Origin of the sequence: Actinopolyspora alba (genome assembly GCF_900112765.1) — a bacterium.
In the GTDB taxonomy this organism is placed as follows: Bacteria; Actinomycetota; Actinomycetes; order Mycobacteriales; family Pseudonocardiaceae; genus Actinopolyspora; species Actinopolyspora alba.
Genome location: NZ_FOMZ01000002.1, coordinates 41,356 through 58,614, shown reverse-complemented (window position 1 = coordinate 58,614; position 17,259 = coordinate 41,356). Strand labels below are relative to the sequence as shown.

General features: G+C 69.8%; 12 protein-coding genes. 8 read left to right on the top strand and 4 right to left on the bottom strand.

Annotation, left to right across the window (positions count from 1 at the left end):
- Positions 1–100: 100 nt before the first annotated feature.
- The 5 genes from BM150_RS02865 to BM150_RS02845 all read left to right on the top strand — a co-directional run bounded on the left by BM150_RS02865 (position 101) and on the right by BM150_RS02845 (position 4,589).
- Positions 101–1,282 carry an acyl-CoA dehydrogenase family protein gene (locus tag BM150_RS02865; protein ID WP_092924345.1) on the top strand — a complete coding sequence of 394 codons (1,182 nt, stop codon included), beginning with the start codon at positions 101–103 and terminating at the stop codon, positions 1,280–1,282.
- Positions 1,279–2,337, top strand: coding sequence for an enoyl-CoA hydratase/isomerase family protein (locus BM150_RS02860; RefSeq protein WP_092923491.1), 1,059 nt, complete (start codon positions 1,279–1,281; stop codon positions 2,335–2,337). The genes BM150_RS02865 and BM150_RS02860 overlap by 4 nt, the downstream gene beginning before the upstream one ends.
- A 56-nt stretch (positions 2,338–2,393) precedes the next feature.
- Positions 2,394–3,281: a 3-hydroxyisobutyrate dehydrogenase gene (gene mmsB / locus BM150_RS02855; protein ID WP_092923488.1), complete on the top strand. Its 888-nt coding sequence runs from the start codon at positions 2,394–2,396 to the stop codon at positions 3,279–3,281.
- 437 nt (positions 3,282–3,718) lie between these two features.
- The gene (locus BM150_RS02850; protein ID WP_245755253.1) at positions 3,719–4,000 is read left to right on the top strand and encodes a hypothetical protein; all 282 of its coding nucleotides are present in this window, start codon (positions 3,719–3,721) and stop codon (positions 3,998–4,000) included.
- Between the two features lie 250 nt (positions 4,001–4,250).
- Complete coding sequence (locus tag BM150_RS02845) at positions 4,251–4,589, top strand: barstar family protein (RefSeq protein WP_425427403.1); 339 nt, start codon at positions 4,251–4,253, stop codon at positions 4,587–4,589.
- A gap of 219 nt (positions 4,590–4,808) precedes the next feature.
- Here the strand turns inward: BM150_RS02845 and BM150_RS02840 are convergent, their stop codons facing one another.
- On the bottom strand, positions 4,809–5,585 hold the full coding sequence (locus tag BM150_RS02840) for an enoyl-CoA hydratase-related protein (protein WP_092923485.1): 777 nt from the start codon (positions 5,583–5,585) through the stop codon (positions 4,809–4,811).
- Between the two features lie 241 nt (positions 5,586–5,826).
- On the opposite strand from BM150_RS02840, the gene BM150_RS02835 reads away from it, so the two are divergent.
- On the top strand, positions 5,827–6,195 hold the full coding sequence (locus BM150_RS02835) for a YciI family protein (protein ID WP_092924339.1): 369 nt from the start codon (positions 5,827–5,829) through the stop codon (positions 6,193–6,195).
- Complete coding sequence (locus BM150_RS02830; protein ID WP_092923482.1) at positions 6,192–7,421, top strand: RNA polymerase sigma factor; 1,230 nt, start codon at positions 6,192–6,194, stop codon at positions 7,419–7,421. Before BM150_RS02835 ends, BM150_RS02830 begins: the two co-directional genes overlap by 4 nt.
- A 49-nt stretch (positions 7,422–7,470) precedes the next feature.
- On the opposite strand, the gene BM150_RS02825 is transcribed toward BM150_RS02830, so the two are convergent.
- The 3 genes from BM150_RS02825 to BM150_RS02815 all read right to left on the bottom strand — a co-directional run bounded on the left by BM150_RS02825 (position 7,471) and on the right by BM150_RS02815 (position 15,544).
- Positions 7,471–7,713 (bottom strand): hypothetical protein, encoded by a 243-nt coding sequence (locus tag BM150_RS02825; RefSeq protein ID WP_092923479.1) that lies wholly within the window; start codon positions 7,711–7,713, stop codon positions 7,471–7,473.
- Positions 7,714–7,840: 127 nt separating this feature from the next.
- The gene (locus BM150_RS02820) at positions 7,841–10,306 is read right to left on the bottom strand and encodes an ADP-ribosylglycohydrolase family protein (RefSeq protein WP_175496660.1); all 2,466 of its coding nucleotides are present in this window, start codon (positions 10,304–10,306) and stop codon (positions 7,841–7,843) included.
- A gap of 36 nt (positions 10,307–10,342) precedes the next feature.
- A complete protein-coding gene (locus BM150_RS02815; RefSeq protein WP_139219436.1) occupies positions 10,343–15,544 on the bottom strand; it encodes a type VII secretion system-associated protein in 5,202 nt (1,733 codons plus the stop codon).
- Positions 15,545–16,243: 699 nt separating this feature from the next.
- Between BM150_RS02815 and BM150_RS02810 the strand changes: the two genes are divergently transcribed.
- Positions 16,244–17,170 (top strand): DUF5818 domain-containing protein, encoded by a 927-nt coding sequence (locus tag BM150_RS02810; protein WP_092923470.1) that lies wholly within the window; start codon positions 16,244–16,246, stop codon positions 17,168–17,170.
- Positions 17,171–17,259 lie beyond the last annotated feature (89 nt).

The following is a 17,259-nucleotide window of genomic DNA, read 5'->3' as shown; positions in this document are numbered from 1 at the left end:
CACCGGCGGTGTGACCACCACGGACCGCGAACCGGTGGTGCCGCCACCGCGAGAGGCCCGACGCCGCGATCCGGCGTCCCCGATCGAGCAGGAGTCCCACATGACCGCTTCCGTGATCGCCTCCGAAACACCGCGATCCCCGTTCGCGCTCACCGACGACCAGCGTGCGCTCAAGGAGACGGCGGGCGAGTTCGCCGCGGAACGCATCGCCCCCGACGCGCTGCGGTGGGACCGGGAGAAACACTTCCCCGTGGACGTGCTGGCCGAGGCGGGCGAACTCGGCATGGGTGGGATCTACGTCGACGAGCAGTACGGCGGCACCGGGCTCAGCCGGTTCGACGCCGCCCTCGTGTTCGAGGAGCTGGCCACCGGCTGTCCCACCATCGCGGCCTACATCTCGATACACAACATGGTCGCCTGGATGATCGACGCGTTCGGCGACCAGCGGCAACGCGAACAGTGGCTGCCCGAGCTGTGCGCAATGCGGAGTCTGGGCAGTTACTGCCTCACCGAACCCGACGCCGGTTCGGACGCGGCCGCGCTGCGCACCAGGGCGGTACTCGACGGCGACGAGTACGTGGTCAACGGGGTCAAGCAGTTCATATCCGGAAGCGGCTACTCCGGTGTCTACGTGGTGATGGTCCGCACCGGCGAGCCCGGACCCGGCGGTATCTCCGCCCTCGTCGTCGACGGTGCCAGCGAGGGCATCTCGTTCGGCCCCGAAGAGGACAAGATGGGCTGGAACGCCCAACCCACCCGCCAGGTCGTGTTCACCGACGTGCGGGTTCCGGTGCGCAACCGGCTCGGCGAGGAGGGCATCGGCTTCCGCGTCGCCATGTCCGGACTGGACGGCGGCAGGCTCAACATCGGTGCCTGCTCGCTCGGCGGGGCTCGCGCCGCACTGGAACGCGGTACGGCCTACGTCGGACAGCGCTCCGCATTCGGAAGCAGGATCGGCGATTTCCAGGCGCTCCGGTTCAAACTGGCCGACATGGCCACCGAACTGGAGGCCGCCCGCACCCTGCTGTGGCGCGCCGCCGCCGCGCTGGACGCCAAGGACCCCGAGGCGACCAAGCTCTGCGCCATGGCCAAGCGGCTCGCCACCGACAGCGGATTCAACGTGGCGAACGAAGCCCTTCAACTCCACGGGGGTTACGGATACCTTGCCGAGTACGGCATGGAGAAGATCGTTCGCGACCTGCGGGTGCATCAGATCCTGGAGGGCACGAACGAGATCATGCGATTGATCATTTCCCGTGGAATGTTGGAGTCGGACCAATGACAACTCACGCCGCCGAACAGCAGCAGGTGCTGCTCGACGTGCAGGGATCCCTCGGCCGGATCACGCTCAACCGGCCGAAGGCCCTCAACTCGCTGACCATGGAGATGGTCACCTCGGTGCTGGACGCGCTGGAGGAGTGGCGCGCCGACGACCGGGTGCGCACGGTGCTCATCGAGGGAGCCGGGGACCGCGGACTGTGCGCGGGCGGGGACATCCGCGCCATGTACGACGCGGTCAAGGCGGGCGAGCCCGAACACACCGAGGAGTTCTGGGCGGCCGAGTACCGGATGAACGCCGCGCTGTCGCACTACCCCAAACCGGTCGTCGGCATCATGGACGGCATCTGCATGGGCGGCGGCGTCGGCATCTCGGCGCACGGTTCGCACCGCGTGGTCACCGAGCGCTCCAAGGTCGGCATGCCCGAGGTCGGCATCGGTTTCGCCCCGGACGTCGGCGGCACCTATCTGCTCTCCCGCGCCCCCGGGCAGCTCGGCACCCACATGGCGCTGACCGGAGCTCCCGTCAGCGGCGCGGACGCGATCCACTGCGGGCTGGCCGACCACTACGTCGACAGTTCCGAACTCGACGAACTGGTCAACGCCCTCACCGAGGGAGACGCCTCGGCCGTGCTGGACAAGTACGCCACGACGGCTCCCGAGTCCGGGCTGCGCGCCGCCGCCAGCTGGATCGACGAGGTCTACGCGGCCGAGTCCGTGGAGGGAATCCTGACCGAACTCCGCTCCCGCGACGAGCCGGAGGCCGGGGAGGCGGCCGAGACCATCGCCACGAAGTCGCCCACCTCGCTGAAGGTGACGTTGCGCGCGCTGCGGTCGGCCGCGCGGCTGAACTCCCTGGAGGAAGTGCTCGACCAGGAGTACCGGGTCTCGCTGGCCTGCGTGCACCGCGGTGACTTCCTGGAGGGCGTGCGCGCCACCCTCGTGGACAAGGACCGTAACCCGGCCTGGTCCCCGGCCCAGCTGGAGGACGTGGGCGAGGAGCACGTCGCCGCCTTCTTCCGCGCTCCCACCAACGGGGATCTCGGTCTGTCCGGCTGATCTCCCCGCACCCCGGTTTTCGTGACAGTGTCGGATCGCGAGAAAGGTAATCGACCATGGCAGTCATCGGATTCATCGGGTTGGGGCACATGGGCGGCCCGATGTCGACGAACCTGGTCAACGCCGGCCACACCGTGCGGGGTTTCGACCTGATGCCGGAAGTGATCGAGCGCGCGGCGGCGAACGGGGTGACCACGGTCGACTCGGTGGCCGAGGTGGTTACCGGCGCCGACGCCGTGATCACGATGTTGCCGGGGGGCAAGCAGTTGCTGGACTGCTACGACGGGATGCTGGGCTCGGTCGCACCGGGCACGCTGCTGATCGACTCCTCCACCGTGGACGTGGCCGACTCGCGCAGGGCGCACGAGCTGGCCGCGGCCGCGGGGCTGGAGGCGATCGACGCCCCGGTCTCCGGCGGCACGGCCGGTGCCGAGGCGGGCACGTTGACGTTCATGGTCGGTGGCTCCGAGCGGGCCTACCAGGCCGCGCAGCCCTTCCTGGAACCCATGGCGCGGAAGGTGATCCACTGCGGTGGCGACGGCAACGGCCAGGTCACCAAGATGTGCAACAACCTCATGCTGGCGGCGGCCATGCTCGGCACGGCCGAAGCGTTCGTGCTGGGGGAGAAACTCGGACTCCCGCACCAGGCGCTCTACGACGTGACCTCCGTGTCCACCGGGCAGAGCTGGTCGCTGACCACCAACTGCCCCGTGCCGGGCATGGTGGAGACCAGCAGGGCGGATCACGACTACGAGCCGGGCTTCGCGGCCTCGCTGATGCTCAAGGACCTCAACCTCGCCGTTTCGGCGGCCGAGCAGAGCGGCACCGACACCGAGGTGGGGCGGTTGGCCGCGCGGATCTACGACCGGTTCAACTCGGAGGGCGGCGGTGGTTACGACTTCAGCGCCGTGATCGAGTCCGTCCGGCGCCACTCCGAAAGCTAGCTTTGGGGTTTCATTCCTGTCCGGCTGCTTGGGTGGTCGCTTGGCGGAACCTCACGCACGGCTCTCGCCGCGGGTGCCCCGACCTCGGGTAGCGACACCTACACAACGTCGGGACCGTCCTCGCGAGAGCCGCACGGGAGAACCCGCGGCGGTGCCGGTGGCGAGAGCGGCCGGAGCTCGGCCTGCGGGAGTGGTCGGAGTGCGACTTGCGAGGTTGGTGGGGGCTCGGCCTGCCGGGCGTGGTGGGAGTTCGGCGCGGGTGTGAGGGGCGAGCGTCTGGTCGGAATCGACGCGACCGAGTACGGCAGCCGATTCACGTCCGATCCAGGAGTACCCGGCTGGACCGGTCCAGTGAGTCCCGGTGCTGCGGGCCGTTCCGTCGCCCGGGGTGCCCGGCGCACGCTGGAACCACCCCGGGAGTACGCTGACGGTCCGTGATGGGCGAGCTGGTCGCGTTGTGGGACGGGGTCGAGTCGTGGCTCGTGCTGCTTCCCTACCCGTTCCAGGTGGCGCTGGTACTCGTGGTTCTCGTGCCGCTGTGCTGGTTGGTGGCGCGACTCGTCGACCGCATCGTCGACGAGATCTCGGCCAAGGCGAGCAGGATTCGCGACGCCGAACCTCCGTTGCGCAGCAAGGAGAGCTATGAGCGCCACGCGGACGCCGCGGGGACGAGCTCGAACCGTGACGGCTCCGAACGGGAGTGGCACGGTGTTTCGTGATCACGTGTCGTTCCGGGGGAGGCGTGGATGAGTTCGCGCGCTCGGATCACCGGCACCCTGGTGCTGTTGCTCGCACTGGTCGTTCTCGGCTGGGTGGGCCAGTACGTCGACGGAATGTGAGCGTCGTGGACTCCAGGCACCGATCCGGCAGGATTGAATCGCACGGTTGATGATGATGAATGCGGTAGGCTTCCTGAAGCGACACGCCAGGAAGGACACGTCAGTGATCGAGCCCGCCCCGCTGCCCGTCGTGGGCACCACCGCGCAGGCGGTCGAGCAGGCCCGCTCGGAGGGGGGCTATCCCCACGTGGTCGACGGCAGCGAGCTGGTCAACAAGCGCATGATGCTGTGCGCGATCGCCGCCCAGCTCTCGTTCCCGGAATGGGCCGGACGTAATCTCGACGCGCTCTACGACTGCCTGATCGACCTGTCCTGGCTCCCGAAGGGGGAGCACGTGTTGATCTGGTCCGGCCACCGGGTGCTGGCCGAGCACGACCCCAAGGCGTATCGCGGCATCGGTTCGGTGCTGGTGGCCGCGGCGCAGGAGTCCGGCGAACGAGTGTTCCGCGCCGTCTGCACTACGGACTGACACGGTTCCTCGGCTCCGGCTGCGTGGGTGCTCAGTTGGCGGAACCTCTCGCACGGCTCTCGCTGCGGTGCCGGAGACATCGGGTAGGTACTACACAACGTCTCCGACGTCCTCGCGAGAGCCGCACGGGAGAACCCGCGGCGGTGCCGATTGCGTGAGCGGTCGTGATTCACCCTGCGGGCGTGGTGGGAGTTCGGCCTATGGTGTCCCGGTGCGGGGTCAGCTCCGGTCGGGGACCCAGTTCGGGGAGCGCTTCTCGGCGAAGGCCCGCATGCCCTCCTGGCCCTCCTCGCCCGCGAAGTGCTCGGCGGACAACCGCAGCATGTCGGCGAAAGCCTTGTCCACGTCGTCCGGACGGGGTTGCCGCAGCATCTCCTTCGTCGCCGCCATCGCGTTCGGTCCGCCCCTCGCCAGCATGTCGAGGTAGCGCTCCACGGCGCTGTCCAGTTCCGACTCCGGAACCGCCGCGTTGAGCAGTCCGATCGCCTCGGCCCGCTTCGCGTCGAAGGTCTCCCCGGTCAGGAACAGTTCGTGGGCCTGCCGGGCGTGCAGCCTGGGCAGCACGGTCACCGAGATCACCGCGGGGACGACCCCGATCCGCACCTCGCTGAACGCGAAGGTGGCGCCCTCGACGGCGACGGCGATGTCGCAGGCGGCCACGATCCCGATGCCACCGGCCCGCGCGGGGCCGCTCAGTTTGGCCACCACCGGCTTCGGGCTGTTCCGGACGCACTCCAGCAGGCCGGGGACCTCGTTGATCCCCTGGTTCTCCGCGCTCTCCGAACGGGACTCCTTGAGATCCATGCCCGCGCAGAAGACGGTGCCGGTGTGGGTCAGCAGGATCACCCGCACCGTCTCGTCGTCGATCGAGTTCCGCAGCGCCGCCAGCAGCTCCCCGCGCAGCTGCGCGGACAGCGCATTGCGGTTGTGCGGCGAGTCCAGCGTGATCGTGGCGATGCCGCCTGCCACCTCGCGGTGCACGAGTTCGTCAGCCATGCGCCGCAGCCTAGCCGTACTCGTGGTGTGTCACCACGGTGTGCTCGTCGAACGAGCCGGTCAGCGTTCACGAGCGGGTCAGCCGGAGCACGGCCGTGGGATCGAACCCTCGGACGGGGCGGTGCGCGGTGGCGGAAACTCCCGGATGAAAATCTTGATCGCGTGGTGTCGTGTTCGCCGGCTCGGTGACGACCCTCTGGTGAGTCGCCACAAGGGCGGTCCACTTACCGAGGAGGAAACGGTGAAGTACTTGATCCTGATGCAGGTCGATCCGGCGGTGCTGGAGCAGCTCACCGACGAGCAGCAGCGGCAGCTCCAGGAAGGACACGGCGCGTTCATGGCCGAGGCCAAGGAGCGAGGTGAGTTCATCGCCACTCAGGCCCTCGCCGACCCCAGTCAGTCGAAGGTCATTCGCAGCTCCGGGAGCGGGCCCGAGGTGACCGATGGGCCGTTCGTCGAGAGCAAGGAGTTCATGGGAGGCTTCTACCTCATCGATGTCGCGGACGAGGCCCGCGCGGTGGAGCTCGCCGAGCGGATCCCCGATGCGAACATCCCCGGCCTCGCGCTCGAGCTACGTCCGGTGATGTTCGCCGACCTGGGGGACGGGTGACTGCCGATCCCCGCACGGGCGAGGGGCTGTGGCGTGAACTCACGCGACAGGCCCTCGCCCGGCTGGTGCGCACCTACGGCAGCGCCCGGTTCGACCTGTGCGAAGACGCCGTCCAGGAGGCAATCCTGCACGCGTACCAGCGATGGCCGACACAGCTCCCGGACGACCCGCTGGGGTGGCTCACGGCGACCGCCCGCCGTCGCTATGCCGACCACGCCCGCAGCGACGCCCGGCGCCGCCATCGCGAGACGCGTGCCGCGTCGTCGCATCCTCCCGTGGCGCCGGAGGCAGCCCAGCGTGACGACTCGCTGCTGGTGCTGCAGCTGTGCTGCCACCCCGACCTGCCACGCTCCGGACAGGTCGCGTTGACCCTACGGGCCGTCGCCGGACTGACCACGGCACAGATCGCCAATGTCTACCAGGTCCCCGAGAGCACCATCGCCCAACGGATCACACGGGCCAAGCGGCGAGTCTCCGAACTCGGCCGGCCCGTCCCGTCCCCCGAACACGCCGCGGAGCGCGTCACCGCCGTGCTCGACGTGCTCTACGTGATGTTCACCGAGGCACACCACACAACCACCGGCGCACCACCCCGCGACGCGGATCTCGCCGCGGAGGCGATTCACCTGACCCGACTCCTTCGCGGCAGCCTTCCCGAATCCACCGAGGTCGCGGGGCTCCTCGCGTTGATGCTGCTCAGCGAGTCCCGCCACCCCTCCCGAGTAGGGCCGGACGGAAACCTCAAGCCGTTCGACGAGCAGGATCGTACGTTGTGGGACCGGGAACTGATCGACGAGGGAACCGAGCTCGTCGAACAAGCCGCTCCAGGTGCCGAACCAGGCCCTTACCTGCTCCAGGCATGCATCGCGGCCCTGCACGCCGAAGCCCCCGACATCGCGACAACGGACTGGGACGAGATCCTCGCGCTCTACCGGGTCCTCGAACTCGTGACAGGTCACGGCAACCCCACGATCACTCTCAACCGCATCGTTGCCCAGGCCATGGTCGACGGAAACGACACCGCGCTCGCTCAGATCGATGTGCTGGAAGCCGAGCATTCCCGCCTTCCCCGGCTCAACGCCGTACGAGCACACCTACTGGAGCAGGCCAACAGACCCGAGGACGCGGCGAACGCTTACCGGCGAGCCATCGCCGCCACCGTCAATCTCGCCGAGCGACAGCACCTCAGACACCGGCTACGACGCCTCTCCGGCGCGAATGAGTGAGGACTGGCTTCGCATTCGACGGTTCGTGGTACTTCGGCGATGCGGAGAGTTATGCACGGCTCTCCCGGTGAGCTGTGTTCTTGCTCTGATCCTTGCGCTGGATCGCTTTGGTGGTGCCCAGGAGAATCAGGGAGAAGCATCCGAACAGCGGCGTCGCCAGCGCGATGAGCGACCACCAGGGCGCCTTTTCCGCGGGGCCGAGCGTCCACTCCGCCAGCAGCGGGAAAAGCGCTCCTACGGCGATCAGCAGGAAGAGGTGGATCTGGTTCGTTCCGCGGTTCGTTCGCCGCATCGCTGAAAACGCTCCTGTCGTCTCGCTCTCCCACTGATCCGCCCGCGAACGGCGGTCCGATTCCCGTGAACTGTGGGACACCCCTGCGGCACGGCCGTGACCGCGTGCGCACCGTGAGTTCCGCCGCTCAGGAAGCGGGGTAGCGCTCGAACCACTCCGGGGTCTCCGGCGGGTTCGGGCCGAACTCCAGGCAGCCGTCCTCGGCCAGCGATCGGACGGTTTCGCCGAGTTCGAGCTGGTGCGTCCAGTGCTCGGGGATCTCATCCTCGGCCGACATCGCCAGCAGCGTGCCCGTCACAGCGCCGCAAACCCCGCTGTTGCCGGAGTGGTTCACGGCGGTGCGCAGCCCGGCCGCGAAGTCCCCCTCGGCCACCAGCGCCGCGTACAGCCCGATCGCCAGCGCCTCGGCCGCGTTGAACCCCGTGCCGAGGGTGCGTTCCAGCCGTTCCGGCTCGACGATGCCCGACTCGGCGAGCTTGCGTGCCGCATCGATCCTGCGTGTCACGGCCTCGTGCTCCGGATGCCGCCCCAGCTCGGTCACGGCCGCGTCGACGGCTTCCGAGAGCCCCTCGCCCCGGGACAGCCGCGAGACGACCACCCCCAGCGTGCCCGCGCTCAGCCAGGCGGTGGGGTGGCCGTGGGTGAGTGCCGCCGTCTCGGTGGCCACCCGGAAGGTCTCGTGCGCCCGGGGCTTCCACAACATCGCCGGGACCGCCCGCAGCAGCGCGCTGCTGCCGTCCGAGTCGCTGATCGGCTCCTCCGGCGAGCCCATGGCCTGCTGCCCCTTCGCGAAGGCGATCAGCGTGCGCATCATGGTCCTGCCGGGACTGCGGGTCTGGAACAGCCCGCGCAACCCCACCAGCCAGCCGTCCGGTTCGGACGCGGTGGACAGGAACTCGCCCGCCGCGCGGGGCCAGCTCAGGTGCTGGGTGTGCAGCCACCGCTGGTAGGCGTGCTGCACGTGCCGCGTGGGGCGCCGCACCCCGCCGAGCGTGCGCCGGGAAACTCCGGCCCGGATCGTTCCCTCCAGGGTGAACAGCAGCAGCTGGGTGTCACTGCCGATCCGCCCCGAGGGATGCCCGGCCGGTACGTACTCCCGCAGGCCCTCCTCCCCGTAGCGGTCCCTGATCTCGCGCCAGCTGTCGGACGTGACGGCCCCGCCCAGTGCTTCCCCGACGGCGCACCCCAGCACGGCCCGCACGAAACGCGGTCGCCACGCCGCCTCGACGGAGCTCTCGTCGTCGGCGGCCCAGTCGGAGGTTCCGTCCTCGGTCGACTCCTCCTTCCGGGATGCTCCCGGAAGGTTCTCCGTCGGCGGTCGGGCATCCGCGAGCTGCGGGGAATCCGCAGGAGTGACATCCGCCGGACCCGGCCCGAACTCGACGACGGCAGCGGCGACCACGCGTTCCAGCAGCGGCCCGATCCACGGCGAGGTCTCGCCGGTGCGGTTCACCCGTTCCGGTCCGTGCAGGGCGCCGAGCAGCTGACCGCACAGCATCGCCGAGGTGGTGGCGTCCCCGCCGTGACGGGCGGCGACGTCGATCGCCGCGACGCAGTCCTCGGGGGCCGACAGCGCCACCCGCAGCGCGATCGCGAGCACCCCGCTGCCGGTGCCGCCGTCGGCCGTGGCCGCCAGGTTTCCCGCACTGGGCAGGCTGCCCGCCGGTCGGAAACCGGCCAGCCGCACCGCTTCGGACAGCTCCGCCGCGATGTCCTGGTCCGGGCACAGTCCGATGGCGAGCTCCGCCGCCTCCGCGAGTCCGTGGCCGCGTAACAGCCGTAACACCAGGACGGCGAGCACCCCGGCGGGCAGATGACCCCGCGCCCCGCCGTGCGTGACGGCGGCGATCTCGCAGCCCAGCCGGAAAGCGCTCCGGTCGTCCTCGGCCCACAGCGCGGCGATCGCGCCGAGCGGCACGGCCGCCGCCGACTCGACGTCGTTGCCCGGGTGTTCCGGGCTCGCCGGTGTGTCGTCCGGTGCGAGCCGAGCCAGCACCGTCAGCATCACCGGGTCGCCACCGCCGGAACCCACCAGCAGCGGATCGTCCGGCCGAAACAGCCGGGGCGACGTGGATCCGTGCCGCTCGGCGGGCGGATGCACGGGGGCGCCTCGGCTGCGCAGCCAGTGCTGTTGTCCCGCGAGCACCGCTCGCAGCGGATCGGCCCGCCCGAGTTCTCGCAGTTCGGCATGGGCGTGGATCAGCCCGTCCAGCGCGCACAGCAGGGCGGCGGTGCGCTCCGTGCCCCGGTTGTCCTGCCGCGCGACGCTCTCACCGAGCGCGCCGCCGTAGAGCATCCCCAGCAGTCGACCGGGAGAGCGCGCCACGAAGCCGTCCACGTCGAACAGTCCCCCGGAGACGTCGGAGCCCGGTTTCCCGACCGATGCGGTCTCCGCGGCGAGCCGGTAACGCAGGCCGGTGGCCCAGAGCGGCGTTGCCGCCGGGTCGGCCACGAGTTCCCGCCAGCTCCGCACCAGCCACGTGGTCGGATCGGCTGCCGCGTCCGATTCCGCCCGTTTCCGACGCGAGCTCTCGCGTGCGCGAAGAGCGGTCAGTAATCGCTTCTCGTCGTCTTCCAGGGTGTTCTCGTCCAAAGCGTTCGTCATCCTAGCGGGACCCGTCGCGGGCCGTTACCGCTGACGGTGTGAAGATCGTTCGTTTTCTGTGACGTAGGCGCGTGCCCAGGCCGGAAGGCTTCCGTTCGGCGCGATGTCAGCGACACCTCGGCGATCGGCGAGCAGCCGGTCCACGACCTCGCGCACCTCCAGGCGGTCCAGCCACTTCGCGGGCAGCGCGCTGCTCCCCCGGGAAACCCCCACCACGGCACCGCAGACCGCCGCCGTGGCGGCGCTGTTACCCGCGTGGCTCGCCGCGAGCACCACGGCTCGGCGCCAGGAGTCCGGGTACGACAGTGCCGCCAGCACACCTATTCCCAGCGCACTCGGGCCGTGCCATCCCGTTCCCAACGAACGCAGCGCCGAGGCGCTCGGTGTTCCCCGCCGTGCCACTCGAACGGCCGAGCGAAGTGCGTCCGCCGTGTGCTCGCAGCCGTCGTACTTGTCCAGTTCGGTCAGCACGGCGGCCACGGCCTCGGCCAGCGTCGTTCCCCCCAACAGCTCGTGGTTCAGCGCGGCGAGCGCACCCGCCGGCAGATAGCCGTCCGGAGCGCCGTGGGTGAGCACGGCCGTTCGCGCGCCGAGCGTGAAGGCCGCGCCGGTGTCGTCGGCCAGCAGACCCAGCGGAGCCGCGCGCACGGTGGCCAGGTATCCGGCCGAGTCGTTGGGCGGGTCCGCCGGGCCGGGAAGTTCGTCCTCGTCACGCGGTTCGACCAACGCGGCCGTCCCGGCGTGATCGGGGAAGCGCTGGGCGTTGAGCTCGGAACAGTGCGAGAGCCAGTCGGTCGTGACGGGCGGGTCGATGGCCACGCCCTGCGTACGGACCCAGTGCCGCAGCGCCTCCCGCACGTCGGTCACGTAGCCGGTTCCGCTCCCGCGTCCGAGCAGGTCGGCGCGGATCGTTCCCGCCAGCACGAAGGCGAGTTGCTGCGTCGCCGCCGTGACACGCCCGCTGCCACCGAACGCCTCGGCCAACCCGATCGATTCCGGACGTCGCAGCCGGTCCGCCGGTCCGAGCATCCAGGGCGCTCCGAACGCGTCACCACAGGCCGCCCCCAGCACACACCCCGCCAGCCGCTCGTCGAAGTCCAGGGTCAGCGGGGTTTCCCGCACCAGCACCCCGGAGTCGGCGGATTCATCGGGCTGCTCACCGAACAGCAGCGCGGCCCGTTCGTCGCCGAAGGCCCGCGCGGTCAGCTCGCGGAGCTCCCCGGCGAGCTCGGCGGGAACCTCCTCGGGGCTCTCCCTGAGCTTGCGCCAAGCGGCCAGCAGCCGCGTCTCCTCCGCGGAGAGTTCCGTTCCCGGTGATTCCCCCGGTGAGCTCGTTCCCTCGGCACCGTCGGCTTCCGGCGCTGGTGCGGCTCCCGTCGGCGCCGGGGTTCCGGGGGGCGGGTCGTACGTTCCCTCGGAGTTGGTCTTCTCCGACGGCAGGCGACCGCGCTCGTCCCCGTCTTCCGCGCTCTCGCCGGTGCGGCTTTCTTCGTCGTCGGGGAATTCATCATCCACCGTGGCCTGCTCCGCCGCGTTCAGGTACTCCGCCGTTCGCGCGCTCGTCGACGCGGCGTCGGCCTCCAGCGTGGCGTCCTGCTCCGGTTCGGGGACGGAATCCGTGGCCGGGAGGTCGCTCCCCGCGAAGTCCGCCGCGGTGGCCACCCCGTCCGCTTCTTCCTCGGCCGTGTCCGCCACGGCCGCCGTCTCCACGGGCGTGCTCTCGGATCCGACCGCGTCCCGCTGTCCGTCCGTGCTTTCCACGTCCACCGTGGCTCGTTCGTCCCCGTCGTACGATTCCCCGTCGTCCGGTTTCCCACCGCCCTGTTCGATACCGTCCGACTCGGTCCCGTCCTCGTTCGGCACCGCCGTGACCGTCTCCTCGGCGGGTTCTTCCGACGCTCCCGCTTCGTTCGAGTGCTCGGCCTCGTTCGACTGCCCGGCTTCGTCCGCCGCACCTGTTCCCGGCTCCGTGGCCAGCGCCCGTTCCCGCAACGGCCACCTCGGCGCCACCGCACCGGCCTTTCCGCCGTCGGCCACCGGATACCGTTCCGCCCAGTCACGCTCGGGCGGCGTCTCCGCGCCGAACTCGAGCTCCGCGTCCCGCGCGAGCCGCTCGATCGATTCGCGCAGTTCCAGCGGTTCCAGCCATTCCGCGGGAATTCGCTCGGCACCCGACGCGCTGCCCATGATGCTGCCGCAGATCGCCCCGGTGGAGTCGCTGTCGCCGGAGTGGTTGACCGCCAACAGCACCGCGTCGGTGAACGAGTCGGGGTGACTCAGCGCGGCGTAGACCGCTATGGCGAGCGCCTCTTCGCCCACCCAGCCACCGCCGAGCTGCTGTTCGATCACCTCGGGGCCCGGCTCGCCCAGCGAGACCAGCTCCTCCGCCCGCAGCAGGCACTCGGTCGTCTCCTCGTGCCCGTCCCAGGTCGCCAGTCGCGCCAACGCGGTGTCGAGGGCCCGCCGCAGCGTGTCCCCCTCCAGCAGCCGACGCACCAGCACGGCCAGTGTCCCGGCGGGCAGAGACCCGCTGGGATGGCCGTGGGTCAGCATCCCCGTCTCGGCGCCCAGCCGGAACACCTCGTCCACATCGGCCGACCACAGCGCCGCTGGTGCGGCACGCATGACCGCGCCACATCCCTTGGACTCGTTCAGCGGGTTGTGCGACGAACCGGGCCTCTCGCCCGCGGCGAATCCCCGCAGCGCCTCGATACGGGTCGTTCCCGGTGCTCGCCGGTCGAACAGCTCGGACCGGGAGAGCAGCCAACCGTCCGGTTCGGTGCAGCCGGGACCGGTGACCTCCTCGCTCTCGAAACCCTGGGTGTGCAGCCAGCGTTGGTAGGAGTGCTGCACCAGCTCGACCGGATCGGTCGCCAGCCCACGGCGCATGCTGTGACCGGCGCGGATGAGTCCGTCCAGCGTGAACAGCGTCAACCGGGTGTCGTCACTGATCGGAGCGGTGTCCGATCCGCTCGGTTCGAGGCCTGTGACCCCCTCGGGGCCGAACCGGTCACGGATCGTGCGCAGCGAGTCGAACTCCACCGGGTACCCCAGCGCGTCACCGACCGCTCCGCCCAGCAGACAGCCGAGCACCGGTTTCCGGGAAGTGTCCGCCGCACCGGGACGTCCTTCGGCGTCGTTTGCCTCCTCCGTCGACGAACCCGCGTTCTCGTCGGCGCTTTCGGCCGGTTCCTCGGTAGCCGGTTCCTCGGCGGTCGGCTGTTCCGCCGTGGACGGTTCTGAGTGGTCGGGAACCGTCACGGGAAAGTCGGTGCTGAATCCGAGTTCGGAACCGTCCCGCCTGCCCGGGTAGCGGTGCCACCACGTCGGGTCGTCCGGCGGTTCGGCGCCGAACTCCAGCAGCGCGTCCCGCCCCAGGGCCTCGATCGTCTCTCGTCCCCGCAGGTCGCGCAGCCAGGTGCCCGGGAGGGCGTCCCTGCCGTATCGGGCGCCCGCCAGGGCGCCGCAGATCGCCGCCGTGGAGTCGCTGTCCCCGGAGTGGTTGACCGCCAGCAGTACGGCATCGGCGAGGCTTTCGGTACTCAGCAGGGCGCAGACGGCGATCGACAGTGCCTCGGGGCCGGTCCAGCCACCGCCCAGCACGTCCTTGAGCCGTTCCGGGGTGGGACGCCCGTGCTCGGCCAGGTTCACCGCAGCGGCCAGCGCCCGCTCCGTGGCCGAGCCCGCGACGTGTTCACCGAGTACGCTCCGGGCCCGCGCGAGTGCCTCCGGAGCCGGGGTTTCCCACAGCAGTTCCCGCAGCAGGACCGCGAACGTACCCGCGGGCAGATAACCGTCCGGCTCGCCGTGGGTCAGCGCGGCGGCGCAGGCGGCCGTTCGGAAGACCTCCGCGGCGTCGTCCGACCACAGCGCGGCACCGACTCCGCGAAGCACCGCGCCATGAGTGTCCGAATAGTACAGTGGTTCCTCGACCGTGCCCGCCCTGCCCGAGGCCGCGAACTCGCGCAGCGCGCTGATCGAGCCGCTGGCGGGCGAGCGCACCGCGAACAGCTCCGGCCGCTCCACGAGCCAGCCGTCCGGTTCGGGGTGGGTCTCCGAGAACGGCCCGGCCACACGGGACCAGGAGTATCCCTGGCTGTGCAGCCAGCGTTGCAATGCCAGCTGTACGGCCGGAAGCGGTGTCTCCGCCGTCCCGTGGCGCACCGCGATGTGACCTCGGACGAATCCCTCGAGCGCGAACAGCATCAGCTGGCCGTCGTCGGTGAACGAGCCGCCCTGCTGGTTGTCCCGGTCGTAGTCGGTCACCCCGGCGCTGCCGTACCGGTTGCGGATCTGCTCCAGCGGATAGAACTCCACCGGTGCGCCGAGCGCGTCACCGGCAGCGGCGGCGAGCAGGCTGCCGAGCAGGCGTTGGCCGGTTTCGTCGTTCCGCGTATCGGCGGGTGCGGGCGTGGTTCCGGGTGGCGCGGCGCTACCCGCCGCGACGTTCGGCGCGCCGGTCGATCGTGTCTCGGGAGCCGCTGTCGCGGCGGGGGCTCGCTGCGACGCGGTCGGTTGTGCCGGGACCGACTGTTGTGCCGGGACCGACTGTGTCGTTCCTCCGGATCGGTCCGGTCGGTGGCGGGTTCCGAGTCCCGTGACCACCGTGGTCGCCTCAGAACCGTTGCGCGATGCCGCGTCGTTGGTCCGCAGCGGGATGCCCGCGGCCTGGATCAGATCCTCGCAGGGAACACGCACCTTGCTCGGGCTGGCGGGGTTCACCTGCATATCGGTGCCGAGCGGGCGCAGCTCCGCGAGTGACCTGCCGGTCATGCGCTGCCAGCTGGTCCAGTTCCGCGGCAGATGGCCTTCCGAGGTGAAAACCTGCAGCTGGTTGCGTCCCGAGGGGTGTTCGAAGGTGAACAGTCCTTCGCCCTGCGGCTGGGCGAACAGGATGAGTTCGGCTTCCAGCAGGGAGCCGAGCAGCGTCTGGGAGGGGGCGTAGCCGGTGGTGGTCAGTTGCAGTGCCCGCTCCACGTCGTTGGTGGGGGCGGGAAGACGCAACGCCACGGGAGAGGGGCGGTAGTTCGGGTTCGGGGAGAAGTCCGCGGTGATCTCCCCGTGCTCGTCGACTCGGAATCCGCCGATGAACCCCCAGGGCGGGACTTCCGCGTTGGGATCGGTGAAGATCGGATCCACCACGTAGAGCCAGCTGTTCGGCTGTTGCGCGGCCTGCTCCCGCATCGCGGGCGTAATCACCGGTCGGCTCGGTTGCTGACTGTTCATCTCCCCGCTGCTTCCCATTTCCGGTTCGTCGATGCGCAGGGTTCGACCTGCGATTTTCCGGTCGGCGACCACCTGGCGGAACGCGCCCTCGGCTGGCTACGACGATCGGACGCGACGCGTTGAGCGATCGGTTCCGGTGTGTGTCCGCACAATCGTTACTGTCTCATGATCTCACGGAGTGAATTTCGGTATCTCCTGTTTGCCAGGAGTGATTGTTCGGATTCGTAATGTGGTGAACCGCTTCCGTTGTGGGCAGCTACCGGTGCGCGGGGAGTGGACGTCCGTGGAGTTGTCGTTCCCCGCTCGTTGGATGCCACTTCCGACTCCTGCTGCCGAAATCATGCTCCTGGTTCCGTTACCGATGGGGCGAGTGGGTCCGAATTGCTCCGAAAGACCCAGTCGGGGCGCCTTTCGTTACTCCGATCGGGTGCGAAACCTCTTCGGAAGTGGCAGTCTGGGCGGTCTCGCCACGTGGTGGTAGCCACAGGGCATCGGCCGCGTCGCGGTACCCCTCGGCTCTCGGTCGGGCCGACCATCGGTCGCTCCCGCCCCGGTTCCGAGGTGTCGGCACTGTACCCGGGGTGCTCACAACTCGATACGAATCGATGACCGTTTCGGGGCAACCCGAAGTCCCCCGCGACGTCTCCCGGGGCGAAAGGTTCATCGAAGCGATCCCGAACGAAAGGTGGCTCGACAACGATGCGCAAGACTTTCGCGATCGCCGCCGCGGTGTTGACGGTACTGGGTGGTGCGGGCACCGCTGCCGCCGCGGAGAAATCCGACGCGCAGTCCCCCCGGAACGGCCAGAGCGCGGCAGGGCTGTTCACAAGTGCCACCGGAACGCTCGTACGCGGCGGTCAGGGATACGCCCTTACGGCGGAAAGCGACGGCACGCGCTACCGGCTCACCGGCGCGCCGGGGATGCTGCTGCCCTATGCGGGTGAACGGGTCAAGGTGACCGGGAGCGATTCCGGCAAGACCTCGGAAACCGACCGGCTCGCGGTCAGAACGGTGGAACCGGTCGCACGCGGCGAATCGTTGCCCGAGCGCGGTACCACGCGACTGAACTTCCGGGTGCGTACCGACGGCTCCGTGAGCGGCAGCACGACGTTCTACGGCCTGTTCGGAACTCCCGGTGCGAACCCGCGTGACGAGGTCGCCGACATCGACGAGCTGGGTGCGATCGCGCTGCGTGACAACGACGGTGACGGCGTCTACTCCGCACCGGTGAGACTGCGAACCGGTCAGCGCGTCGTCGCGCGTATCGCCGTCGGCAACAGCGTGGTGGGACCACGCGAGGTGATCCACCCGCAGAGCGTCGTCCAGCGGGACAACACCGTCGTTGTCAACGGTGACACCACCGTCTCCACCGAGTACGCGGCCACGCGTTCCTGCGGTGACGTGCCGTTCACTCCCAACTCGGACAACGGTGCCTTCGGCATCGAGGCGAGCGGAGCCGACTGCGACACCGCCCGTGACGTGGCGGCGGACGCCGAGGGGCGGATCGGGCAGGACTACCGCAGCAACGGTTTCGAGTGCTCCGCGACCGAGGCGGACAGCGAGCTGGGTGGCTACGACTACACCTGCCGTGACGCCGGACGCGAGGTGACCTTCGCGGCCTCCTGACCGAGATTTCCCGCGCGCTCCGAAAGCGCGGGCCGGAGCGAGATCTTCCCGTCGGTCGCACGCTCCGGAGAGCCGATCGGTACCGCTGT

What these genes read in the sequence shown, in the direction of transcription:
- BM150_RS02865 (WP_092924345.1), top strand. Translation starts at nt 101, where the DNA reads ATGACCGCTTCCGTGATCGCCTCCGAAACACCGCGATCCCCGTTCGCG.
- BM150_RS02860 (WP_092923491.1), top strand. Translation starts at nt 1,279, where the DNA reads ATGACAACTCACGCCGCCGAACAGCAGCAGGTGCTGCTCGACGTGCAG.
- mmsB (WP_092923488.1), top strand. Translation starts at nt 2,394, where the DNA reads ATGGCAGTCATCGGATTCATCGGGTTGGGGCACATGGGCGGCCCGATG.
- BM150_RS02850 (WP_245755253.1), top strand. Translation starts at nt 3,719, where the DNA reads ATGGGCGAGCTGGTCGCGTTGTGGGACGGGGTCGAGTCGTGGCTCGTG.
- BM150_RS02840 (WP_092923485.1), bottom strand. Translation starts at nt 5,585, where the DNA reads ATGGCTGACGAACTCGTGCACCGCGAGGTGGCAGGCGGCATCGCCACG.
- BM150_RS02825 (WP_092923479.1), bottom strand. Translation starts at nt 7,713, where the DNA reads ATGCGGCGAACGAACCGCGGAACGAACCAGATCCACCTCTTCCTGCTG.
- BM150_RS02815 (WP_139219436.1), bottom strand. Translation starts at nt 15,544, where the DNA reads ATGAACAGTCAGCAACCGAGCCGACCGGTGATTACGCCCGCGATGCGG.
- BM150_RS02810 (WP_092923470.1), top strand. Translation starts at nt 16,244, where the DNA reads ATGCGCAAGACTTTCGCGATCGCCGCCGCGGTGTTGACGGTACTGGGT.